Consider the following 24,334-nt stretch of genomic DNA (forward strand, 5'->3'; position numbering starts at 1 on the left):
TTAGATTTTAGATTGGAGGATTTGGGGATTGGGAGATTGATGAATGGTTTATTAATTGGTAAATACCTCGGAAACTGTTCGCCTTCAAAACAATTCCAACCAATTTTTAGGAGTAGCAATCATGTTTTTTGACTATTTTGAAGAAGCAATCGTTGCAGAAGAAATTCGACCGGGTGAATGCGGCCGCGTCCGCTTTCAATGTAGTTGGTGGCCCGCTAAGTGCGATAAAGGCATAACTTTTAAACCCGGGGAACTGGTTTATGTGGTAGGAATTGACAAGATTACTTTATTGGTGGAGGGTATAGCTTGAAATGCGGGAATTTGCGATCGCGCTGCCGCCTAGGCGGATATCTCTTCAAATCTCTTCAAAAGCGCGATCGTACTTCTCACCTCTGTTAATTGCAATATTCTAGAGTTTAACCTCAACAACTACTCACCGCTGACAGTCTTGTCGGCGGTTTTTTTTCAGTAGGAAGACGGTACCGTGCCTATTGGTGAAAACTTAAGCCTGAAAGCCTTGATAAATCTCGTTTTTACCTGAGTCCAGATCCCCCTCGCATCCCCCGCATCGTTGCGGGGACTTTGAGACAACTCCTGTCCCCCCCGACTATCCGGGGGGCTAGACAGGGTTAATTAAAGGTACGTAGTTGCGCTTCAGCGCTCTTTCCTAATATTATAAAGAGCGCTTTCATCGCAACTACGTACCTAATTTGTATGACGACAATAAATTTGATGTTAAGTTGACACTCCGAAACGCTCTTGGAGTGTCCCTAATTACCCACAGCCTATGTATCATGCTGAGTGAAACGAAGCATCTCCCTCAATGCTTCGCCCAAGTGCGTTTAGGACTTTTCATAACGAACCAGAAGATGCCAGAGAAAAATATCCGGATCGTCATGCTGGATCTGAGCTTTAAACATCGAAACAAAAGGCTCATAGTCCAAAAACTCCATCTCCAAACAAAGTTGTTTTAATCCCGCTTCTTTAAAGATGCGATTCAAACGCAAGGGAGTGTAATAAATCTGGGCATCTTGCCACTCAGCGTCCCAAACTTTATTGCAGTATACATCGATAAATCCCTCTGTAACACAGTGAGCGTGTTTGCGACTAAAATAGGCAATTTCTAAGAAGCATAAGGTAGTTGGAAAATATCCGTATATCTTGCCACTGGGCTTGAGAACTTTACCAAATTCCCGAATCATCTGGCGGTTGGTTTTATCCTCGCTGGAAACTACCGAATTTGCGAGGAGCACGTAATCAAATTTATCGTTCCACTCCGGTTTTTGTTCGATGATTCGCGTGGAGTCTACTTCCTCAAACACGATTTGCTGGTTGTTGAGTCGGGCATCTCCATCTGCTTTTCCCCAATCTGCTCGTGCTTTTTCAATCGCTGTTTTGGAAAAATCGGTACAGTAGATTTGTCCAATTTGGGGGCAAAATTCTAGTAAAGTCTTCTGAAGATAAATTTCCGAGCCGCAACCGGGAATTAGGACTTTGATGTCAGGCGAGTTGGGAATATCATAGCCGGGAGAACGCTCTGGACGGATTAAGTTTTTGCAGATTTTGGGGTCTTGGGTAATGCTGAAAGCGGTGTTGGTATAATCTTCGTGGTTGTTATCCCAGAGAGCTTTCTCTTCTTCAAGTGATTTCGAGCCAAGGTTTTGAGAAGAGGGGATTAGCCATTTGTAATCATTTGTATCGGTCATAATTTTTAACTCCAAAATGTTCAGTACAAGTTAAATCTGCGTGTCAATCACTCACCACCAATCTGCCGTTTTCCATCACATACGTGACATCCGCACGCAACGCATTAGCCATGCGGTGGGTGATGAAAATCACCGTGCGTTCTTTGGTAATGCGCTCGATGGTGGTGAGGATTTTGGCTTCCGTGGCGGGATCGAGGGCGGATGTGGCTTCATCGAGAATTAGAATTGCTGGATTTCTCACCAACGCCCTCGCCAGGGCGATTCTTTGGCGTTGTCCCCCTGATAACTGTCCGCCCCTGTCACCAACAGGTGTGTCGTAGCCTTGGGGTAAGGACAAAATAAATTCGTGAATCTCGGTGGCTTTGGCTGCGGCTTCGACTTGTTCGTCAGTGGCTTGTAGATAGCCCATGCGGATGTTGTCTCGCACCGAGCAATTAAACAGAATTACATCCTGAGAAACCAGTCCAATTTGAGAACGGAGGGAGCGTACTGTGGCATGACGTAAATCAATTCCATCAAACAGAATGCGTCCTTTATCTGGATCGTAAAATCGCGTTAGCAAGTTGACAATTGTACTTTTGCCTGCTCCACTTTGACCGACAAATACCACAAAGTCTCCTTGGCGAATCTTCAGGGATAGATTTTTCACTCCTCCTCTATCTTGGGAGTAGCTAAAGGTAACATCGTCAAAGTAAATATCGCTGAAAAAGTGAGGTAAATCAATCGCGCCTGGTGCATCCTGAATCGCCGGAGTTTCTGATAAGATATCGCTGATGCGTTGCAGCCCTGCCACTCCATCAATAAATGCCGGTATTGACGAAGTTAAACCAAGAATATTGAGATTCAACCCTAGCATTAAAACTTGAAAGGAGGCAAGGGTGCCTACGGAAATGATATTCTGGTATGTCATGACAGCACCGATACTTAAAACGATAAGCTGCGTCAAGACAAAACCAATCATGGGGACTTTCTGCACTAAGTAGGAGAGAAAGGTTGCCCGGACATAAACCTGTTTTAAGTCATTCAAATCGGTGGCAAAATCTTCAGTCATTTGGTTCTCCAGCCCGAATATCTTGACAACGGTTTGCGAGAGGATATTCTCTTCGATAACGCTGGCAATCTGTCCTTCTTTTTGCAGCAACTTATAGCCGACTTCGGTGGCAAGGCTGGCAATTTTTGCTGGAGCAATGGTACAGATAGTTAAACCGATTAAACTGAGCAGGGCTAATTGCCAGTTGAGGAGGAAGAGGAAAACCATAGAAAATAGGAAGTTAGACAGTTGTAAAACAACAACTGTCAGCCCCATTGTAATTACACCATTTTCCACCTTTTGGACATCGGCGATCAGACAATTGACAATATCCCCGGCTGAACGCCGTCCAAAAAACTCCATTGAAAGGCGTTGGAGATGCTCGAATAGAGAGTATCGGATATTGTTAGTGATTAAAATGCCCAAACGCGCTCCTAGGAAAATTCCTAGCAAACCGATGCAGGCATATAGAATTGCTCCCACGACTAGCAATGACAGGATTAGAACCAGAAGACTATAGTTTTGGGGAACGATGGCGGCATCGATGATAAATTTTAAGCTGGCTCGGAAGACTGAATCAAATGCTGCGTCGCATATCAGGCAGATAAAGAGTAAAATGAATTGCCATTTGTAGGAGGCAATGTATTTGTTGAGGGTTTTAAAGAACCAAATAAGTTCCATGAGTTATGGGAGTTTGTCTACAGGCAAGATTTATACTTTGACTTGTGCAATTTCAATTGGATAGCCTTCTTATTAAGCAGGGTGGGCATTGTTCACCCTACAGGGATTTTCAGTTGTAATTTCTCAGCACCATCACTAGGATTTTACTGATTAACTTTTAAGTTAAAAATAACGGAATCGCACAACTTCTCTCCTTTTTGTTGTTAGCTTACTTGTTGTCTTGATTGAGTTTTTGTCCTCAACTTTCTCAATATTAGTCGAGATTTAATAGGTTTGTCAAGCTTAAGAAACAGAGTTTACACAAACTTTATCTTACCGAAAAACACAAATAAATCAACAGGAAATAATCCGATGCTATTATTTTAAGCTCGGATTATTTCTCTTTATTCTGCTGTTTTAAATAGCAGATGTGAGGCAAGTAAATGGAAGGTGGTTAAAGAAGCAATGCTCTCTTGACTCCTGAATTAGAGTGTGTTGAGGCGCGATCGTCTTTAAGGGTTGCGTCAGACTTTTACTCCTAAAAATGCTTTACACTCTGAAGACGATTACCAGCGATAATTTCTGAATTTCTAGAGTTAACAAAAGCCTCGACTAACGATTCCTAACTGAAAAAATCATTTTGGGATAGGTGGAGTGCGATTGCACTTCCTTATCAAAGGTTAAAATATCAAACAGAAGACACTCTACGCGATCTCCCAGGAATCGATTGGCTCACAAGCCCTTAAATTAAGGCTGTTACTGTATATCCAGGTGAACATTGTGAAATATATTGCTCAGCTAAATCGTGTATTCGACCGTTAATCACGCTACAGGGAACATACCAAGGGCTATCTATACATTGAATTTGAAGTGTTTCATTCGATGGATTATAATTCCATGTGACCGTGAATCCATCCTGAGTATATGAACCACTCTTGCCCGAAATATTATATCCTTGGGATCTAGCTGCTGCCTCTAAACAATCCAGAAGGTTTTGAGTAATGTTACTGAATGTTTGTAATGCACAAGCGCTCATAAAGTATCCTTTTTTTTGTTGTTCATCCTTAAGACGAATCCAGAGATCGATTTCTGAATTTTTCGAGTTAGGCGCTGTTTTTTCCTAACTCAATGCACCCCATGAAACCACCTCAAACACAAGAACTATAATTTCCACCCATTGCACTAGATTTTGTCATTGAATTAACATCAGCAACAAAAGATGTAGGATAGGCGCTGACGGCAGTGCCTACCCTACATCTATTTTCAATTACCGAGCGATTTTCGCTCAGAACTGATTTTTACTTTTAATAACGAAATCTAAATAGCATTATTTTTCTCCTTTTTTAGATGAATTTGATGTGCTTTCTGTGGAGACAAAATTTTATTTTTGTCTCTACACCTATAAGACGAATCCAGAGGTCAATTTCTGAATTTTTCGAGTTAGAGGCTGTTTTTTCCTAACTTAATGCACTCTGAGAGGTTCAGATCCCCGACTTTCCGAAGAAGTCAAGGATCTACGCTTTAGAACGAGATCCCTTTCGCCTCTTACCTTTCAACCGTTTCACAGCCTCCTCAACCTCCCCGCGAAAAGGGTAGAGCAACCGCCGGCTCAGCGCACTTCGATAGGCCTCCACAGCCTCCCTCACATCCCCCAAGCCCAACAACGCCCTCCCTCGCCAGTAACCAGCCATCGCTGGGTCAAACTCCATCAATTCCTGAGACTGACAAGCCTTTTCCAAGCATTTCCGGCTCGCCACCTCATCCCCCAACACTCCATAACTCTCCCCCAGCCACACCGCAGCAGATACAGATTGCAGATAACCCCCCTCTTCTGGTAACAACTCCCATCCTTGCGCCAAAGCCTCCACCGCCGCCCGGTGTTTGAGAGCCAATGCCAACACCCGCCCGTGAGCAAACCAAGCATCAGGTAACTGCGGCTCAAGTTGCGTCCCCTTCGCAGAGACAGCACACCCTCGCTCAATCTCCTGAAAACTTTCCACCAACACCCGCCCCGCCGTCGTCCAAACACTCCAGCGATCGGGAAAACAATCGAGCATTTCTTCTACTATTGATGTCAGGGTGACTTCACGGTTCGATCGCCCTAAATCCCCCTTAAAAAGGGGGACTTTGAGAGGAGTTCCCCCCTTGCAATTAGAAGACTTTGCCTGCTCTATCTCCCCCCTTCTTAAGGGGGGCTGGGGGGGATCTAGAGAGGCTGGGGGAGAGGTAACAGGCAAAATCTCACACAACGCCCGATAAATTTCACAATCCAGGGGATACAGACGATAAGCCTCCAGCATCGCCGCCGCCGCCCTCTGATATTCCCCCGTGTGGAACAAGTAACGCCCGTAGGAATACCAACCCCTAGGATGATTCGGGTGTTCCTCGGTAAACCCTTCCAACACCGCAACCCCGTTAGCCGACTCCCCCCGGAAAAGGTGATAATATGCCAGCAACTCATGACCGTCCGCCGCATCAGGAGCCAGTTGCAGCACAGAAGCGATCGTCTTTTTAGTCTGCTTCCCCTCCTCACCCGATACCAATCTCATCCGGCAACGAGTATCCGCCAGTCGTTTGAGTACCCCAAAATCACCCGGAGCCACCTCTAGCGCTTTGCTCAACCGCTGCTGCGCTTGGCGCACGTTCCCCACCGCCACCAGAGCGTCATAGCTGCCGATCGACGCGACAATATCCTCTGGGTGCAGTGACAAAACGGCATCAAAGGCTCGCAAAGCTGCAACCGCATCGCCTCTCCCCACCTGCACCTGGGCCAACGCCAGCCAGTGAGCTGCATTGTGAGGTTCAAGGGAAGCCGCCGACTCAAAAGCGAGTATCCCTGCCTGAGTATCACCTCTACAGAGTGCGATCGATCCGCTGATATGCTGTCGAGTCGCCTCATTGCGTGCATTGGCCGAGGCAGTTTCATAAACCGCTGCTGCCTCAACCTCTTGTCCCATAAGCTGCAAGAGTTTCCCCAATTGCAATTGGACGCCGATCGATGGTGGTTGCTGCCGATCGATTACTTGGCGATATTCCTCAACCGCCTGCTCGATCTGACCCATTTCAGACAGCAGATTCGCCAATTCCAACCGTTTCTTCCACCCAGAGGGAAACTGCTGCACGTACTCACTTAATGTTTTCAGCTTCTGCTCTTGTCTGGTTGGCTTCGAGTCTGCAACCAGGTAAGCATTCAACTCCACCCCAGAGGACTGAGTGAGGGATACCACCCGGAGTGTAGTGTTTCTAGACATGATGCTGTTACCTGATAATTAATTGTCTCGCCAATGTTCTGAGGGATGGGGGCGATCGCGGGTGGGGCGATCGTTTCATCGGATTGTAGGGGCAATCCCCCCGCCCCAGAATCTTGACAGGGTAGGCACTCTTGCACTACCCCTACAGTAAATTCATCTGCGATCGGGGCAACTTCCCCCTTTTGAGAAGACTCGGAGAAATCTAACAGAGCATCATCCAACCCTGACAAATACCTGCTCAAACGCTTTTGCAGAATCTCTCGCGCCTGTTGGATGCGCTTGTAAACGTTATTGAGCGAGAGAGCAAGTTTTTGGGCAATATCTTGATAGGCAATTTGGTGGCAGTAACGCAGGATAAACGGATTGCGTAATCGAGAAGGAAGAGTATCAATAGCGCGGCGAATGTAATGTCCCAACTCATGATGTAGAAGTGCCTCTTCAGGAGAGTCCAAACCAGAAATAACTGCTGAATTTCCTGTAGCAGCTAATTCTTCAATATCCTCCATCTGCATTGCTTTCCGGCGGCGTTCTCGGTGTATATCTATACATAGATTATGGGTTAAGCGAATCAGCCAAGCTCGGAGGTTGGTGATTTTTTCGGCATGGTTTGGCAATTTATCCCAAGCTTTAAGCATGGCGCGACTGAGCACCTCTTCGGCATCAGTAGGATTCCCCCCCATCCACTTGACACAGCAACGGTAAAGATAATCTCGATTCTGTTCCCATAGCTGCCAAAATGCTTTCTCCATATCTTCTGGAGAACCCCAAATGTCTTTTGCACTAACTGATTGAGAATTTGACATGATTTTAAAAGTGGTGAAAGATAGATGTGAAGGAACATTCCTCTATTCCTTTTTTCGTTGCACCCCAATCCGGCAAAAATCTAGCTCAGTGCGATCTGAGTATTTATACTAAATCCGGGTTATCCATCCCCTTTATAAATCCTCCGTTATTAGCAGAGTCTTTGCGATTGCTTCGCTGTCGCTCGCAATGACAATAACGGGGGTGGTAAACCCGGATTTGGTATTATCCGGCTAAAGATTCGATTCAGTATCGTTAGCCAATATTCAAGGTTGATTGTTGTCAGGGTGATTCATCAATCACCCCGACTCAGCAAAATCAAGCAAAAGGAACTGAGAAAACGATACCGCCCTCGGTATAAGGCGCTATCATCAAACTAATACCTGGGAAGTTGCGATCGGTCATCTCTTGATAGTTCCCCACTGCGGAAATCGCATTCAAAGCGAAATTATTCGACAAACCCAGACTTTCACCCACAGTTCCTTCCACTCCCAAAAAGCGGCGGACAACTGGATCGGAACTATTGATTTGCTGGCGCACATTTTCAGAAGTTAAACCCAGCTCTAACGCTTCATAAACAGAATAAGTAACGCCTGTTACCACATCCTTCCACTGGGATTGATTCTCGTCCACCACCATTGCTAAAGGCTCCTCTCCCAAAACATCGGGAAATGGCTGATGTTTGTCTCGCTGGTCGGGGGGTAAGGTGAGAAGACTAGAGATAATCAGATTCCCATTGCCGGTGAGCGCATCCAATTCGCCCTTGATATAACGATCGAATAGGGCCTCCAAGCTATTTAAGGCTACGACTTCCGCATTAATGCCCGCAGCTTTCAGCTTTTCTCGCAGAGTTACCTCAGAATTGGTATTTGCACTCACGCCAATTCGGCGACCGGCAAGCTGTTCAAAAGAGGTAATTCCGCTGGCGGTTGGTGTTACCACAAATTGAGCATCGTAACTATTAATGGGGGCAAAATCTACCCCCAGCAAAGCATCCCGCTTGAGGTTGTGGCTGGCATTGCGGCTAGTTACATCAACGATGCCATTGGCGACATCGCTGAAGCGCTGAGGACCAGTTTTCTGAATCACGAATTCCACTGCGTTGGGGTTGCCAAATAGGGAAGCTGCTAGTGCCCGACCAAAATCCACATCAAATCCGCTGAAGTTGCCCTTGGAGTCAGCAAAACCAACTCCTGGCGCGTCATTTCTCACCCCGACACGCACGAAACCCCGGTCTAACACTTCCTGTAAAACGTTGCGGTTGTCGTTATTTACCAAGGGCACGGTTAATTGGTCAGTCCCCGAAAAGGGTAGATAATAAAGCAGTCCCCCAGGCTTGACAAACATTAGCTCATTGAGCCCGCGCGGCAGCACTTTGGGATTGAAATTGCGATTGTAAATTTCTTCGTAATTACCAATTTGTTTGATAACTTTCAACGCAAAATCATTTTTGAGTCCCAGGGATTCTCCTAACTTTCCTTCCACGCCTAAGAAGCTCTTGGTGGCGGAATTTTTATTAAGAAATTCATTCACATTCTGGGAGTTAATACCAAAGAATTCGGCTTGGATGGGAGCGCTGACCACCCAGCGCACCACATCAGCCCATTCAGACTGATTTTCCGGCACGACGAGTGCTAAAGGCTCTTTAGAAATGGCTTCATCCAGGATGACTTGATTTCCCGGATTGGATAAGGTGGGAATGCGATTGCTCAGCACCCCGCGATTAATGGAAACAGCGCCCAATTTCCCCGCATCGTAGGCAGCAAATAAGGTATCTTGAGAAGGAAAAGTTTGGATGTTGAGGGCGATTCCGGCACGTTTGGCGACATCTATTAAATTTTGCTGAGAGCGCGTTCCTGCTAATACGCCGATGGTTGTTCCTGGTAACTGCTTAACAGAACTAATTCCACTATTACCGCGCACCAATACCGCTTGAGTGTCGAAGAAAACCGTAGGCGAAAAATCTACTCCTAAACTGCCATCGCGGAGCATAGATTGAGTGGGCAAAGTGGCGGCAATATCGACTGCGCCACTGGCTACGCTGTTAAAGTCTTTGCCCGCCTCGACGACTACGAATTCTACTGCTTTCGGGTTATCGAACAAAGCGGTGGCTAAGGCGCGACTAAAATCAATGCCAATCCCACTAAATGAACCGTCGGATTCCCGCTTGCTAAATCCGATCGCATCGTCGTTAACTGCAACCCGCACAAACCCGCGCTTTAAGATTTCTTGAAGTTTAGGGCCTGTGGGTGTGGTACTGGCAACTGGTTTTCGACCTTCAGCCGCTCCAAACCGCGCATAATGTTCAAATCCGCTTGATAAACTACCCTTGGCAACTGCTGCTGCTACCTCGGGGTTAGCATCTAGATAAAATTGCTCGTTGAATGAAATTTGTGGCTTTCTTTTTTCAGTAAAACCAAACTTTACCCAATGCTCAAACCCGTTGGGAATAAGGCCAGAAGCTACGGCTTTTGCCACTTCTGGATTTTCTTGCAGATAGGTGGTCTCGTTGTAGTTAGGAATGGTCATAATGCTGGTAATTAGATAATTTGTGTGTTCAATTGGCAGGGTTTTTGATAAAGGCTCATTACTGCTCCAACCGCAGCGGATTCCCGCAGGTTTCTGTTGTTGGATGGTTTTGAATTTTATCAAAGCTGAAAACCCTTATTTTTCTGGCGGGTTGTTCGCTCGCGGTAAAAAACCCGGTTATGAAGGTCGGGGTGCGTCCAGGACTAATTTAATTAGGATGTGCTGGGAAATTTTCGTCGTACAGCTAGCAAAGTAATGTCTCTGTTTCAGGTAATAACCCACAGTTTTACTGCTATTTTGATAGATAGCTAGCTCAACAAGCAGTAGACTTTCCCTAGTTTTAAATTATGTCGGTGGCATCCTCTGGAGATCTTGTCCTAACTGTGACTTGTGCGATGGACGGTAAATATATTGCGATTGCGATTTTCTAGCCACTCGTAAGCAAATTCATCTACATTTTGCATAGCTAAATAAACTCCGAATCCTCGAATCTTTTTTTCGTGCGGGTGTTTGTCTGAGTCATCAGTTAGCGATCGCTCGAAGGGATCGTAGGTGACTGCTGTATCCTCAATCATTATTGTCAAGTTGCGATCGCTAATTTCGGCACGCAACTCCAAATCCCCTTCTCTACCAGATTCTTCATAACCGTGAATGATGATATTTATGGCAATTTCATCGACTGCTAGGTACAGCCCGTAAGATGCTTTTTGATCTAGAGCTGCCTCGGCTGCTGCTACGAGGACATACTCAGCTATCTGACTTAAAGAATCTAATTTTCCCGGCACTATTAACCGGTGCATAAATGATACAATGCCTCCGGCAAAAGGCGATAAGGGGTATAGCCGGGATACTGGCAAAATAGAACAGTGCAATTTGTTGAATTTTTCGCAGTTCATAGTCGCTATCCAAAGCTCTGATTGCGTATCCATTTCTATACCTTAAGGACGATGACACTAATCAGTTTCTGAATTTTGACTCAAAAGAAACGAAGCCTAATCTTGATTCCTGAGAGACTCTTGACAAGGGAGTGAAAATATGAAATACATTACACAGGAGGAGAGAGGGACGATCGCACAAATTCTCCAGTAATTTGCCCCGCCTGATGCCTCCTAAACAATTCAGCCACGGGGGGAATGCTCCTACTATCTGTTTGCCGATAAAATTAAATTGGTATAATACTAAATCCGGGTTACTCACCCTCTTTTTTAGTTCGCGAGCTAATTTCTCCCCATTCCCCGATCTCGGCCTCTCCCCATCTTCAAAAATCAAGGGGTTTTTAACCCGGATTTGGTATAGCCTCCCGTCAGCAGTCGCTACAACAGAATCCGACTTCGACTGCTGCTGCGATCGCACTACCTCAATTAATTCCTCACTCACCACAGTCTCCACTTTCTGCACTGCAACTGAAACTACCGTCTCACCTGCGATCGCTTCAACTGCTGCATTCCCTTGGGACATTTCCCCAATTGCCGATTCCGTTGCTGTCGGTGGAACAGATTTATCCGTATCCGCCCTCTCCTCTCCGATAAAATATCCCCTCAATACCTCTCGCAAAATCTTCCGCGCCTGGGAAATCCGCTTGCAGACATTCTGGTAGGAAATCTCTTGCTGTTGGGCAATCTCTTGATGAGAAAGTTCCCCATAAAAGTGCAGGATAAACGTCTCGCGCAGCCTGATCGATAAGTTATCAATTGCACGGCGAATCACAATCTTTTGCTCGTGGGCCTCCAATGCCATTTCTGGCGTATCGTCAAAGGAAACCAGTCCTTGTTTCTGTGGAATCGCTTCTATATCCTCAACTCGATTCGCACCCCGACTGCGTTCTCTATAAATATCTATGCAGAGGTTATGAGTCAGTTTTGTCAACCAAGCCTTAAAATTAGCAATTTCGCCCGCTGCATACTTTTGCACCTTTTCCCAAGCTTTCAGCATCGCCCGACTAAGTGCATCTTCAGCATCAATAAAGTTCCCACCCATCCACTTGATACAGCAACGGTAAAGAGAGTTTCGATACTGTTGCCATTGCTGCCAAAAAGTTGTGATTAGATCTAACGAGCAATCGCGCTGCTTTGAAAGCGTAAATGATTGAGAATCCAATGTCATTTCTAATACCTAAAGTTAATAAAAGTTTTGCAATAATTCAACTGCCCGACAGTTTTTGCCAAGGACAATCCGAGCCTTTCCACTGAGGAAAGACAGAGCGATCAGTAACAATTATTCTGGTTGTAAGCTTTAAGTGTTCTTTGAGGATGCGGTTAGTAGTCACTACCGCGATCGTTCCATCAAAGCTGCTTAACACCAGGGTTTAGTAAAGCACCCTAAATATTCGGTAAAACTACACGCTAAATTTTCATAGGCCGGATCTAGTAGCAGTTTTAGCTGCTTTACCCGATCGCAGTTTAATTCAGGCTTACCAATAATATTGGCTAGCCAGACAGTATCATTTTGCACTGCCGAGACCGATCGCACCACTCAAATTTAGCTATTTAAGATCGCAACTTAAGATTTGCGATCGGCAATTAACCAAACTCCCCCGGAGCTAGGGTTTGGCGCATTTGTAAGTTTTTCTATCTAACTGCTAAGTTGCTTAACTTGATAAAATTTTTATAATCTTGGGAAATCAATCATCATCACATGATAGTGTTACAAGCTCAACACAAAGAAAAAGATAAGCGCCAACGCGGTGTAATCCTTACCCTACAAGGATTAGAGAAATTAGAGGCAGCCAAAACAAAGGCAGAATTCGAGCAAAATAGCGGGAATCGGTATACTTTGGAACAAATAAGCGATCGCACGCGGTTAGCTGTGAATACTGTGATGAAAATATACACTCGCGAAGCTGGTGTCGATCGCAACACGCTAAAAAGGTGCTTCAGCGCTTTTAGTCTGATTCTGGAGCCCAGTGATTATGCCAGGGTGTTTCCTCAGAGTGACGGGGTTAAAGCATCCCATACCCCGCCCAAACCAGAAAAAGACATAGAGTTGGAATTACCATTAGGCCAAGTTCCCCTGGATTCGTCTTTTTATGTGGAGCGTCAGCCAATTGAATCTCAGTGTTACAAGACAATTTTGCAACCGGGAGCGCTAATCCGCATCCAAGCTCCCAGGCGGATGGGGAAAACCTCCCTCATGGCAAGGATTCTAGAGAAAGCTGCCGAGCAAGGCTATCAAACGATTGCGATAAATTTTCAGTTAGCAGATAGAGAAATCGTCCTAGATTTAGATAAATTCTTGCGGTGGTTTTGTGCCAACGTCGGTTTGGGTTTGCAACTGGAAAATCAGATGGCGGAATATTGGGATGAACTTTTTGGCAGTCAGCTTAGTTGCAAGATGTATTTTGAGGAGTATCTGCTGGCTGCAACAGATAAGCCTATAGTTTTAGCTTTAGACGATATCGATCGCTTGTTTCCCTATTCCAACCTGGCGAGCGACTTTTTCGGGCTTTTGCGAAGTTGGCACGAGGAAGCAAAGAATCGGGAAATTTGGCGAAAACTGCGGTTAGTCGTAGTGCACTCGGCTGAGATATATATTCCGCTGAGTGCGAATAGATCGCCGTTTAATGTCGGGCTACCGATCGGACTGCCACCATTCAATAGCGAGCAAGTACAGAATTTAGCCAAACGGCAAGGACTGGATTTGTCTGCTGAAAATGCTAAACAACTGGTGGCTTTGGTAAACGGAAATCCCTATTTAATACGATTAGCTCTTTATCATATTGGGCTCGGAGATGTGACTCCCGAGCAAGTGCTGCAAACCTCTGGTATTGCAGCGGGAATTTATAGCGATCGCTTACAACGAGAATTGTGGAACCTACAACAGGAGCCTGAATTGCTAGCAGCCTTTGTGCGAGTGGTGAAAAGCAGTATACCTGTAGAGTTGGGTTTAGTGGAGGCCTCTAAGTTGGAAGGTATGGGGTTGGTAAATTTACAAGGCAATCTGGCGGCGGTGAGTTGCCAGTTGTATTGGGAGTATTTTGGCGATCGATTCAGTAGCATTGGAGGAGGTTGCGTTTGAAAACGGGTTCTTTAACTGTTGTTGGTACCGGGATTCAATTGGTTGGTCATCTGACCTTAGCTGCAAAGGCGTCGATCGAGCAAGCCGACAAGGTTTTGTTCGCTGTAGCTGACCCGATTACTGGAAAATGGCTGCATACACTCAACGCCACGGCCCAAGCCCTGCCTTACAATACCGACAATCAGCGGCGCAGAGAGACATATCGGGAGATGGTCGATCGCATTTTGGCTGAAGTTCGTCAGGGATTGAATGTGTGTGCTGTTTTTTACGGTCATCCGGGCGTTTTTGCTGACCCCACCCATGCAGCGATTAAACAGGCGCGTCGTGAAGGTTTTAGGGCGCAAATGTTACCGGGAATTTCAGCGGAAGATTGCTTGTTTGCTGACTTGGGTCTTGACCCAGGGCGCAACGGATGTCAAAGTTTTGAAGCCACTGACTTTCTGATTCGGCAGCGTAAATTTGACCCAACCAGTGCTTTAATTTTGTGGCAGATTGCGACGATCGGCAATCTGGGTTTTTATCGGGAAGAAAGCCAACTGCGCGGCCTAACGGTGTTAGCTGAAGTGTTAGAAACATACTATGGTTCTGAACACGAAATAATTGTTTACGAAGCAGCAGTTTATTATCCGGTTTGCGAGCCAGTTATCCAGCATATTCCTCTGTCTAAACTGGCAGGAATTCGCGTTACTTTAGTTTCGACACTTTACGTTCCGCCTCAAGCGCCAGCACCTGTAAACAGTGAAATGATGGCACGGTTGGGGTTGACAGTTGACAGTTGACAGTTGACATTTGGTAGGGGCGAAGCGAAGCGGAGGGGGGGCCCCCGTGCCTGCCCTGATAGTTGATAGTTCTCAGCTATCAGAAAATATTGCTACAGTTAGTAGATGTGTTTGATCGATGAAGGTTTATTCGATCGCTCATATTTGTAGCAACATTTTATGAAGTTGGTAGTGCTTAATTTGCCAATAAACTAACAATAAACTAACAAAGAATACATTTTTGTGCGCTCTCTCGCTCGGGCAGGAAAAAATTTATTTTTATTAACTGTGCGCGAGAATCAAAAAAATGTGATAAGTTATTTTCATAACTTATTGTTATGAAAATATAGACAAAAAACCATGTCAAAAAACTTATGTAATGGAGAGAAATATGGCTCCCACACGCTCTAACGATCGCGAAACTTTAGATGACATCAACCCATCGCTCGAACAAAACCCTGAGGATGCTAAGGCTTGGGCTCACCGCGGTGAAAATCGCCGACTGGCAGGACATTTTGCAGCAGCGCTAGAGGATTTTAATCGATCGATCGAGTTGCAGGCTGACAGTGCTTGGGCGATCGCGCACCGAGGTGAAACTTATTATCTGATGAAACGCTATGAGGAGGCTCTAGCAGATTTCAACCGCGCCATCGAACTGAACCCAGATTATAATTGGGCGATCGCGCATCGAGGCGTAACTTACCGCTTTCTGGGAGAAGCATACTACACAAAGGCACTGACCGATCTGGATCGGGCGATCGAGCATCAATCGGATTACGTTTGGGCGCTGGCTTATCGCTGCCGCATCTATGAATTGATGAAGTGCTACAAGCAATCGCTGATTGATTTCGATCGAACAGTCGCCTTTGACAAAACCATTTTTGGTGGGAAAAATTGGCTGATTGAGAAAGGATTAATCTTTTGCTATGACGGCCAATATTCTGAGGCGATCGCCTGTTGCGAACAAAGGTTGCTAGAGGTTGCTGACGATACTACAGCTTTGTACTGTATCGCAATATCTAAGGCGCGCTGGCAGGGATTGGAGGCGGCAAAAAGCGAAATCGATCGAACGCGAACGGCTTTGCTTGCTCAATGGGAAACTGGCGATCGGGGAGATATTCTGTACCGACTCTGTGGCTTAGAAATTTTGGAAGGTAACTGCGAACCAGCATGGCAGTATTTGCAGGAAGCTATTCCGATTAATGATGAAGCCATTGAGTTAGTCGGCCACGATCCGGCTTGGTTGGAGTGGCGGGATCACCCGAAAACTCTGGCATTGCTCGCAAGTTAAGTGTTTGCAAAAACCGAAATTTTGCAGCAAAGTCGATAACCTGTAAGGGCTGGTTCGCCAAGGAATTTAAACGTAGCGAACAGGTTAAATAAACCCGCCCTCTCCCACGAATAACCCCTTATTTAGTTCAGTAAGTAACATTTCAGGAGGATTTTATGCAGATGAACGAACGAGCTCGGGCGAATGCTCAAAGAGGAGAAACTTTTCGGTTGTCAGGGGCTTATGACGAGGCGATCGAGATTTTTAAACAACTCCTAGAAAAAGCTCCAAACGATGCTTGGGTTAATGCTCATCTAGGAGCAACTTACTGCCAGTTGATGGATTATGGGAAAGCAGAAGAGTGCTTAAAGAAGGCGATCGGCAAGAGCAAGAATTATTTCTGGGCTCACGCACAGCTAGGTGAAACCTATCGTCTCTGGGCACTTGCAGAGAACAGGCGAAAGAAATACATTGACTCGGCGATCGAACATTTTCAAAAAGCGCTTGATGGTAAAGAACCAGCAGATAGCACCTACGAGTGGGCATTAGCTCACTTGGGAGCAACTTATCGGCTGAATATAACGAGCGGTATCATTCAATTACTTAATGAGTTGGTAACTCCGGCATTAAGTCAAGGAAAATTGTCAGGACTGGATGTCATACAACAAAACAAAGACACGGCCCTACAATACCTTAACAGAGCGCTCGAACTTATGCCTACATATGCTTGGGCGTGGGGGATGCGATCGACCGTTTACAGGTTGGCTCAAGAATACAAAGATTCATTCTGCGATTTGGAAGTTGAGACTGTAGTAGCTCCGAATTTTGAGATTCTGCAAAACTCTTCTTTTCCCGTTCCCTTCTTAGAAAGCAGCAGGGTAAATCTTTACGAACACGCATTTCTGTTTTTTTATTTGACCAAGCAAACAGAAGACCCACATGAGAAACAAAAATGTTACCTGAGGGCGATTGCTTTTCTCCAACAAGCTTTGATTCTGCGTCCTGGTGATTTAATAGCTAAGCTAATTCTCACCATAGTTGACACAAAACAAAAGCAGGAAAAACAGGATGGGCAGGCATTAACACCAGATGAGATTGAAAAACTTCAAAGAAAATTGGATCGATTTTTTGAAGATCTAGAGGAGGATTTTTGGCAAATCTGTAAAAAGGTGTTGCGGAATCAAATGAACGTTCCGGAACCGTCAGTTACAATCGAGAAGTTGCAATCGATATATAACCAAGCCGAGGAGGGACATAAATTAAAAAAGCTGATTTTGGAAGATGTGATAAACAACCAGAAATCAGGTGTGAGAGAAAATTCGCAATTATGGCTGTGGAAAAACGTTGCACAGATCCAGATGTGTACCTACGTTCTGTTCTTACTTAGTGAATTAAGCCACATTCTCGGAAAAGACAGTAATATCGGTACGGCAAGGCCTTATCGAGAGCTGGCATTGACTATCGCTCCTTACGTCTTTATAGAAAGGCTTTACCAAACTCCAGTGTTCTCAGATGCAGACAGAAAAAGCATAGTTAAAGAGTTGAACGATGGCATAGGATTCAACCTTAAGGAAACCGCCCTGCCCAAATGGGGGGACTAGAAGTAACTCAAAGTCCCCCAACAATCAGGGGGATTTAGGGGGATCTAGTTTGTATGTTGGGTTAAGCGTAGCAAAACCAACAAATTCACGAAAAATGTTGGGTTTCGTTCCTCAACCCAACCTACAATTTAAGTTTCGTTTTTCACTATCTAAGATTAGGAGAACATCCCATGAGTAACCTATTGGATTTATTAACTGATTTAGCGCTTGACACCAAGAAACAAAGTGCTTTCATGGATAACCCCAGTTCCTTCACGGACGGGGTGGGTTTACCTGAAGCAGAAAAAACCGCAATAATGAGCGGTGAAAACGCTAAAATCACCGCACTCTTTGCAGGGGAACGAGTTCCGCTTGCCATTACTGCTTTCGATCCCGGACCAGATCCCTTGCCAGATCCAGATCCCTTTCCTCCTTCTCCATCGCAAGACCCCGAACCCGACTCTAACTCGGACTTGAACTAAAATGCGATCTTGAGGTCAAATCGCTCATACAGCAGATTGCAGGTTGATGATGTAGGCCCGTCTATCGAACAATCCTCGCAAGGACACGGCAGTGCCGTGTCCCTACCTGCGTTCTCTGCGTGCATCACTTACATGAAAAGTGCTGTAATTTTCTACAATTGGAAAAGTGGATTGATATTTCACAAACTCAAACCGCACTTGTTGCGGTTTTTTTATCATAAAAACATACAAACACCTAACTTATGCAGAATGTTTACCAAATTACTGAAAAACTGCACGAGAGCAGTAACTCGCTAGTCTATCGGGGATACCGGCAAGCAGACAATCGGCCTGTTATCCTCAAAATGCTCAAACAAGCCTATCCTTCACCGGAACAAATTGCCGGGTTCAAGCGAGAGTATGAAGTAACCCAAAACATTAACTTACCGGGAGTAATCGATGTTTACAGCTTGCAACACCTAGACAATCAGTGGGTAATTGCGTTAGAAGATTTCGGCGGCGAATCCCTGAATAGGACGATAGCTAAGCAGCAATTTACAATTGCTGAATTTCTCCACCTGGCAATTGAGATTGTTGGCATTCTCGGTCAGGTTCACCAGCAGCATATCGTTCACAAGGATATTAACCCTTCAAATATTATTTTCGAGCGGGAAACAGGCAAGCTGAAGCTAATTGATTTTGGAATTTCAACAACCCTGTCGCGAGAAAATCCAACCTTTCGCAACCCGAACGTGTTAGAAGGAACGCTGGCTTATATCTCGCCAGAACAAACAGGTCGCATGAATCGATCGATCGATTACCGCACTGATTTTTACTCGCTGGGGATAACCTTTTATGAATTACTAACGGGACAGTTACCCTTCCCTACAAATGATGTTTTGGAATTAGTGCACTGTCATATTGCCAAACAACCTCTCCCACCACACGAACTCCAACCAGAAGTTCCACCAATTATTTCGACCATCGTGTTGAAATTAATGGCAAAAAATGCTGAGGAACGCTACTTGTCAGCATATAATATCGAGGCAGATTTACAAGAATGTCTCAGGCAGTGGCAGACTAAAGAGCAAATCGACCCTTTCCCGATCGAGCGGCACAATATTTCGGATCGATTTCAAATTTCGCAAAAACTGTACGGGCGAGAGCGGGAAATTTCTGCCCTATTAGCCGCCTTCGATCGAGTCAGCGAAGGAGCCAGGGAAATGATGCTGGTTTCGGGATATTCCGGGATTGGAAAAACAGTATTAATCCAGGAAATCTATAAGCCGCTGACTCGCCAACACGGCTATTTTATTGCTGGTAAGTTTGACCAGTTTCAACGAGATACTCCCTACGCATCCTTAATTCAAGCATTTCGTTCATTAGTACGGCAGTTACTCACAGAAAGTGACGCGCAAATTAGCCAGTGGCGGGAGAAGTTACAAGGGTCATTAGGGGAAATTGGCGGGGCAATCGTGGAAGTTATTCCTGAAGTAGAACTCATTATTGGTTCGCAACCACCCCTACCAGAATTGCCACCAGCAGAACAGAGGAAGCGCTTTAATCTGGTTTTTCAAAAATTTATTAATATATTCACTCAGCCCGAACATCCGCTAGTAATTTTCTTAGATGACTTGCAGTGGGCAGATCTAGCATCGCTGGAATTAATTCAACTGCTGATGACACTAGCAGAAAATAAATATCTATTTCTCATGGGCGCATATCGCGATAATGAAGTAACTGAGGCGCATCCACTCACTCAAATTTTGGAAAAAATTGCCAAAGCCAAAGTAACAACAGTTAATAAAATATTGCTGGCACCTTTATCCTTGACCGATATTACGCAACTTTTAATCGATACGCTGTTTGCAGACTCAAAAAATGCTAAACCGCTTGCCAAATTGCTCCTGCAAAAAACTGGTGGCAATCCGTTTTTTATCAATGAATTCTTAAAATTCCTGCATTCTGAAGCATGGTTGCATTTTAACTACCAAGCTCAGAAATGGCAGTGGGACTTAAAACAAATCAAAGCGCAATCCCTGACAGATAACGTTTTAGATCTGACTGTAAAAAATGTCCAAAAACTCCCGACAGCCACTCAAGCAGTATTAAAATTAGCAGCTTGCGTGGGGAATCAGTTTGATTTGCAAACGCTGGCAATTATCTATGAAAAATCTCTCCAAGCAACAGCAACAGATTTACGATCGGCACTGCAATCAGACCTCATCCTGCCCCTCAGCCGTGCCTATCAGTTGGCGGAATTTGAGGTAGCAGGTTTGTCCGAGGGGTTAGTTGCAGAATACAAATTTGCCCACGATCGCATTCAACAAGCAGTTTACTCTCTCATTTCCGAAGCAGACAGACAGTCAGTACACCTGCGTGCGGGCAGGTTGTTACTCCAAAATTCACCATCTGAAGCATTGGCACAGAAGCTATTTGAGATTGTCAATCAGTTGAACAAAGGCCGCGCCCTAATAGCTCGACAAACAGAGCGATACCAGTTAGCTAGATTTAATTTACAGGCAGGTAAAAAAGCCAAATCTTCAACGGCCAGCCAAGCAGCTTTCAATTACCTTCAGACAGGCTTAATTTTGTTAAATAAAAAGAGTTGGTCGCAGCAGTACAACCTTACCTTAGATTTGTATTTGGAAACAGCAGAAGTAGCTTATACAATTGCCAACTACGATGAAATGGAGCGCTTAGCTGAGGTAGTTTTGCAAAAAGCCAAAACCCTGTTAGACAAAGTAAAAGTCTATGAAGTCAAGATGCAAGCTTATTGCGCCCAAATTAAATTTTTAGAGGCGATCGACATTGGGCTAGAGGTTCTGAAATTACTTGGAGTAGAATTACCGAAACAACCGAACCAATCCGATCTGACACGAGAGATGGAGCAGATAAAATCTGACTTAGCAGGCAGGCAAATCCAGGAACTAATCGACTTACCGCAAATGACCGCTCCGTATAAAGTAGCAGCTATGCGGATTATGAACTATTTATTTGGTCCTGCGTTCATAGCAATCAATCAACTGAGCTTGCTAAATTGGTGTCGGCAGGTGAATTTATCGATTCAGCACGGTAATTCTGCTGGCTCTGCTTTTCCATATGTAGGTTACGGAATGCTCCTCTGCTGCTCGGGAGAGTTTGACGCTGGCTATCAGTTCGGTCAACTTGCTTTGCAGTTACTAGAACGATTCAAAGATAGAATATTTAAAGCAAGAATTTCTGTGGTGTATCAGGGCTATATCAGGCATTGGCGTGAACCTCTCAGAGATACATCTTCTTTTTGCATGGAAGCTTATCACAGTGGGATAGAAACTGGAGATCTTGAATATGCTGCTAGTGCTAGAAGTCTCTATGCCTATTCTTTGTACCTCAGCGGTGCAGAGTTGAGCGATGCCAAGAAAGAGATGGCGAAAGTTCTTGAAGTTACTTATCAAACTCAGCAGGAAGCGTACCTTCATTGGACTCAAATCTATATGCAGGCAATCCTGAACTTGATGGGACAAGCAGACAATCCGTGCCGTTTGATTGGTGAAGTATACGATGAAGAAAAGATGATACCATTTCATCTATCAGGTGGCGATCGAACTGCACTCATGCACGCTTATTCACATAAAGTTATCCTCTGTTATATTTTCGAGGAATTTCAGCAAGCTGTTGAGAATGCAGACAGCTTTGAAGAATACTCAGCTAATGCAGGTTCCTCGTTTATTCTCCCTGCTGTCTGTTTGTATGATATGTTAGCGCGACTGGCGCTTTATCCTAATTCCTCAGAGACGGAAAGAGAAGAAATCCTGACAAAGGTTGCTGCCAAACAAGAAAAAATGGACACATGGGCAAAGCAGGCCCCCATGAATTACCTGCACAAATTTTATCTAGTCGAAGCGGAACTCGCGCGCGTATTAGGCAACGATAAAGATGCCAGAGAATATTACGACAAAGCCATCATCCTAGCCCGCGAAAACGAATATCTCAACGAAGAAGCCCTCGCCTACGAATTGGCTGGCAGGTTTTATTTAGCCAGAAATCAAAATCATATTGCCCGTCACTACTTGCAAGATGCCCACTACGCCTATCAGCGCTGGGGGGCTATGGCTAAGGTAAAAGATTTGGAAGCGCGATACCCGCAGTTTTTAGCACTCCAGTCGATCGATTCAACTCGAACAGATGCCCGAGACAATCAGCAAGATCGGGTTACAACAGGTAACAAATCGGGCGAAGTGCTGGATTTTGCCGCCATATTGAAAGCATCCCAAGCTATCTCCGGCGAAATCGTCCTCAAACAATTGTTAAACCAGGTGATGCAAACTGCGATCGCAAATGCAGGTGCCCAAACAGGTTTTCTCATCCTGGATCGAGGCGGGAATTGGGTTATAGAAGCAGCAGCAGCAGTAGAGGGCGATCGCACAATTCTGCAATCCATTCCGGTAGATGCCGTCGAACCCGCAACCGGAATTCCCCTGCTATCAACCGCCATAGTTAACTACGTCGCTCGCAGCCGCGAAAATGTAGTATTAAATAATGCTGCCGCCGAAGGACAATTTACCCGCGATACTTACATTACCGCCACTAAACCCAAATCAATCCTCTGCATTCCCCTGCTCGATCGAGGCAAACTAACTGCCATTTTATACTTAGAAAATAATCTGGCGATCGGCGCATTTACCCCCCAACGCATCGAAACTTTAAAAATCATTGCTTCTCAAGCCGCCATCTCCATTGAAAATGCCAATCTCTACGAACAATTAGAAGATTACAACCGAACTTTGGAGCTAAAAGTAGAAGAACGCACCCAAGAATTGTCGCATACCCTAGAAATTCTCAAAGCAACTCAAGCCGAATTAGTAATCGAAAATTCCCTGCTGAAAAGTGCGGAAGAACCGCCGAATTTCGATTACCAAGTCGGCGGCAGTTTGCCAATGGATGCACCTACATATGTAGTGCGATCGGCCGACAGACACCTATACAAAGCTTTAAAGTTGGGCGAGCTTTGTTACATCCTGAATGTCCGACAAATGGGCAAATCCAGCTTGCGCGTGCAAATTATGAAAAAGCTGCAAGCAGAAGGCTTTGCTTGTACCGCGATCGATATTTCTGTAATTAGCAGTCCTCAGAGCACTTTAGATCAGTGGTACGCAGGCTTTGCCTACCTTTTAGTTAGTGGTTTGCATCTGTTAAATAAAGTCAATATCCGTACTTGGTGGCGCGAACGCGAATTATTATCGCCCGTCCAACGTTTGTCAGAATTTATCAATGAAGTATTGTTAGCCAATATTTCTGAAAGAATTATTATTTTCATAGATGAGATAGATAGCGTCCTCGATCTTCAGTTTGACAACAGTGTATTTTTTAGCCTCATCCGAACTTTCTATAACAAACGTGCTGATAGTTCTGACTATCAGCGTCTGAATTTTGTCTTGTTAGGCGTGGCTACTCCTTCTCAATTAATTCAAGATAGAAAATCTACTCCCTTTAATGTGGGTCAAGCAATTCAACTCAAAGGTTTTCAAGCGCATGAAGCTCAACCCTTACTGCAAGGATTAACGAAACGAGTGACAAATCCGCAAACGCTACTTACAGAAGTAATCGCCTGGACAGCCGGACAGCCTTTTCTCACCCAAAAAGTCTGCAAACTGATTTGCACTTCTGACTCTCCTATTCCCACTAACAATGAAGCAACTTATGTGGAGGAGTTGGTGCGATCGCACATCATAGAAAATTGGGAATCGCAAGATCAACCAGAGCATTTGAAGACAATTCGCGATCGTCTATTGCAAGATAAACAGCGTGCTGTTGAACTGCTAAAACTTTACCGAAAAATTTTACATCAAAGACAGGTTGTGGCTGTTGATAGTCCAGTAGAAACGGAATTGCTGATGTCGGGTTTAGTAGTCAAGCGAGAGGGTTATCTCCAAGTGAATAACCGTATTTATGAATTGGTATTTGACGAACGTTGGGTAGAAGGGATAGATCGGGTGCATCTGGTTTTTGAAGAGGGCGAAGCATGACCGCATATAAGTTATTAGTTATAATCCCATATTTTCTGCGGTCATGCTTCGCCCCTACACACGTATTTGCCTTGCACAGGTCGCTGCACCCGGTAGATCTAGGGCAGAAAATTCAGGAGAATTAAGCAAAAAATCTCAAATCTACCTGCAATCTCTGTTTGAACAATTATAAAATATCAGCAGACAATCCTCACTGCGAAGATAATACTTTTTTATATAATGTTAAGAATAATCTGCCCTCGATCGTGCTATAATCTGACATCAAT

Annotated in this window: 14 protein-coding genes; 7 read left to right on the plus strand and 7 right to left on the minus strand. The window is 44.9% G+C overall.

The features are described from left to right. Positions 1 to 121: 121 nt before the first annotated feature. Positions 122 to 310 (plus strand): NfeD family protein, encoded by a 189-nt coding sequence (locus tag JGK36_RS10150; RefSeq protein ID WP_293176837.1) that lies wholly within the window; start codon positions 122 to 124, stop codon positions 308 to 310. Between the two features lie 532 nt (positions 311 to 842). Here the strand turns inward: JGK36_RS10150 and JGK36_RS10155 are convergent. The 7 genes from JGK36_RS10155 to JGK36_RS10185 all read right to left on the minus strand — a co-directional run bounded on the left by JGK36_RS10155 (position 843) and on the right by JGK36_RS10185 (position 12,080). Further along, on the minus strand, positions 843 to 1,706 hold the full coding sequence (locus JGK36_RS10155) for a class I SAM-dependent methyltransferase (protein WP_293196631.1): 864 nt from the start codon (positions 1,704 to 1,706) through the stop codon (positions 843 to 845). Between the two features lie 43 nt (positions 1,707 to 1,749). Further along, the gene (locus tag JGK36_RS10160) at positions 1,750 to 3,417 is read right to left on the minus strand and encodes an ABC transporter ATP-binding protein (protein ID WP_293196632.1); all 1,668 of its coding nucleotides are present in this window, start codon (positions 3,415 to 3,417) and stop codon (positions 1,750 to 1,752) included. A gap of 1,493 nt (positions 3,418 to 4,910) precedes the next feature. Further along, positions 4,911 to 6,647: a tetratricopeptide repeat protein gene (locus JGK36_RS10165; protein WP_293196633.1), complete on the minus strand. Its 1,737-nt coding sequence runs from the start codon at positions 6,645 to 6,647 to the stop codon at positions 4,911 to 4,913. Beyond that, positions 6,587 to 7,450 carry an RNA polymerase sigma factor gene (locus JGK36_RS10170; protein WP_293196634.1) on the minus strand — a complete coding sequence of 288 codons (864 nt, stop codon included), beginning with the start codon at positions 7,448 to 7,450 and terminating at the stop codon, positions 6,587 to 6,589. Before JGK36_RS10170 ends, JGK36_RS10165 begins: the two co-directional genes overlap by 61 nt. Before the next feature lie 316 nt (positions 7,451 to 7,766). Further along, positions 7,767 to 10,100, minus strand: a complete 2,334-nt coding sequence (locus JGK36_RS10175) for an amino acid ABC transporter substrate-binding protein (protein WP_293196635.1) — start codon at positions 10,098 to 10,100, stop codon at positions 7,767 to 7,769. Between the two features lie 254 nt (positions 10,101 to 10,354). Continuing rightward, a complete protein-coding gene (locus tag JGK36_RS10180) occupies positions 10,355 to 10,777 on the minus strand; it encodes an ATP-binding protein (RefSeq protein ID WP_293196636.1) in 423 nt (140 codons plus the stop codon). A 157-nt stretch (positions 10,778 to 10,934) separates the two neighbouring features. Continuing rightward, entirely contained in the window at positions 10,935 to 12,080 is a 1,146-nt protein-coding gene (locus JGK36_RS10185; protein WP_293196637.1) for a sigma-70 family RNA polymerase sigma factor, read from the minus strand. Positions 12,081 to 12,611: 531 nt separating this feature from the next. Between JGK36_RS10185 and JGK36_RS10190 the strand changes: the two genes are divergently transcribed. From JGK36_RS10190 to JGK36_RS10215, 6 genes are all read left to right on the plus strand, one after another. Continuing rightward, on the plus strand, positions 12,612 to 13,991 hold the full coding sequence (locus tag JGK36_RS10190; RefSeq protein ID WP_293176819.1) for an AAA-like domain-containing protein: 1,380 nt from the start codon (positions 12,612 to 12,614) through the stop codon (positions 13,989 to 13,991). Then, the gene (locus tag JGK36_RS10195; RefSeq protein WP_293176817.1) at positions 13,988 to 14,770 is read left to right on the plus strand and encodes an SAM-dependent methyltransferase; all 783 of its coding nucleotides are present in this window, start codon (positions 13,988 to 13,990) and stop codon (positions 14,768 to 14,770) included. The genes JGK36_RS10190 and JGK36_RS10195 overlap by 4 nt, the downstream gene beginning before the upstream one ends. 370 nt (positions 14,771 to 15,140) lie before the next feature. Then, positions 15,141 to 16,040, plus strand: coding sequence for a tetratricopeptide repeat protein (locus JGK36_RS10200; protein WP_293176815.1), 900 nt, complete (start codon positions 15,141 to 15,143; stop codon positions 16,038 to 16,040). 161 nt (positions 16,041 to 16,201) lie between these two features. Continuing rightward, positions 16,202 to 17,620 carry a tetratricopeptide repeat protein gene (locus JGK36_RS10205; protein WP_293176813.1) on the plus strand — a complete coding sequence of 473 codons (1,419 nt, stop codon included), beginning with the start codon at positions 16,202 to 16,204 and terminating at the stop codon, positions 17,618 to 17,620. 170 nt (positions 17,621 to 17,790) lie between these two features. After that, positions 17,791 to 18,081, plus strand: a complete 291-nt coding sequence (locus tag JGK36_RS10210) for a hypothetical protein (protein WP_293176811.1) — start codon at positions 17,791 to 17,793, stop codon at positions 18,079 to 18,081. A gap of 242 nt (positions 18,082 to 18,323) precedes the next feature. After that, positions 18,324 to 24,068 carry an AAA family ATPase gene (locus JGK36_RS10215; protein ID WP_293196638.1) on the plus strand — a complete coding sequence of 1,915 codons (5,745 nt, stop codon included), beginning with the start codon at positions 18,324 to 18,326 and terminating at the stop codon, positions 24,066 to 24,068. Positions 24,069 to 24,334 lie beyond the last annotated feature (266 nt).

The sequence above is a fragment of the Microcoleus sp. PH2017_35_SFW_U_B genome (assembly GCF_020737865.1).
Classification (GTDB): domain Bacteria; phylum Cyanobacteriota; class Cyanobacteriia; order Cyanobacteriales; family Microcoleaceae; genus Microcoleus.

Bases quoted from the DNA above. Each gene is read 5' to 3' on its own strand.
- JGK36_RS10150 (WP_293176837.1), top strand. From the start codon at position 122: ATGTTTTTTGACTATTTTGAAGAAGCAATCGTTGCAGAAGAAATTCGA.
- JGK36_RS10155 (WP_293196631.1), bottom strand. From the start codon at position 1,706: ATGACCGATACAAATGATTACAAATGGCTAATCCCCTCTTCTCAAAAC.
- JGK36_RS10160 (WP_293196632.1), bottom strand. From the start codon at position 3,417: ATGGAACTTATTTGGTTCTTTAAAACCCTCAACAAATACATTGCCTCC.
- JGK36_RS10165 (WP_293196633.1), bottom strand. From the start codon at position 6,647: ATGTCTAGAAACACTACACTCCGGGTGGTATCCCTCACTCAGTCCTCT.
- JGK36_RS10170 (WP_293196634.1), bottom strand. From the start codon at position 7,450: ATGTCAAATTCTCAATCAGTTAGTGCAAAAGACATTTGGGGTTCTCCA.
- JGK36_RS10180 (WP_293196636.1), bottom strand. From the start codon at position 10,777: ATGCACCGGTTAATAGTGCCGGGAAAATTAGATTCTTTAAGTCAGATA.
- JGK36_RS10185 (WP_293196637.1), bottom strand. From the start codon at position 12,080: ATGACATTGGATTCTCAATCATTTACGCTTTCAAAGCAGCGCGATTGC.
- JGK36_RS10190 (WP_293176819.1), top strand. From the start codon at position 12,612: ATGATAGTGTTACAAGCTCAACACAAAGAAAAAGATAAGCGCCAACGC.
- JGK36_RS10200 (WP_293176815.1), top strand. From the start codon at position 15,141: ATGGCTCCCACACGCTCTAACGATCGCGAAACTTTAGATGACATCAAC.
- JGK36_RS10205 (WP_293176813.1), top strand. From the start codon at position 16,202: ATGAACGAACGAGCTCGGGCGAATGCTCAAAGAGGAGAAACTTTTCGG.
- JGK36_RS10210 (WP_293176811.1), top strand. From the start codon at position 17,791: ATGAGTAACCTATTGGATTTATTAACTGATTTAGCGCTTGACACCAAG.
- JGK36_RS10215 (WP_293196638.1), top strand. From the start codon at position 18,324: ATGCAGAATGTTTACCAAATTACTGAAAAACTGCACGAGAGCAGTAAC.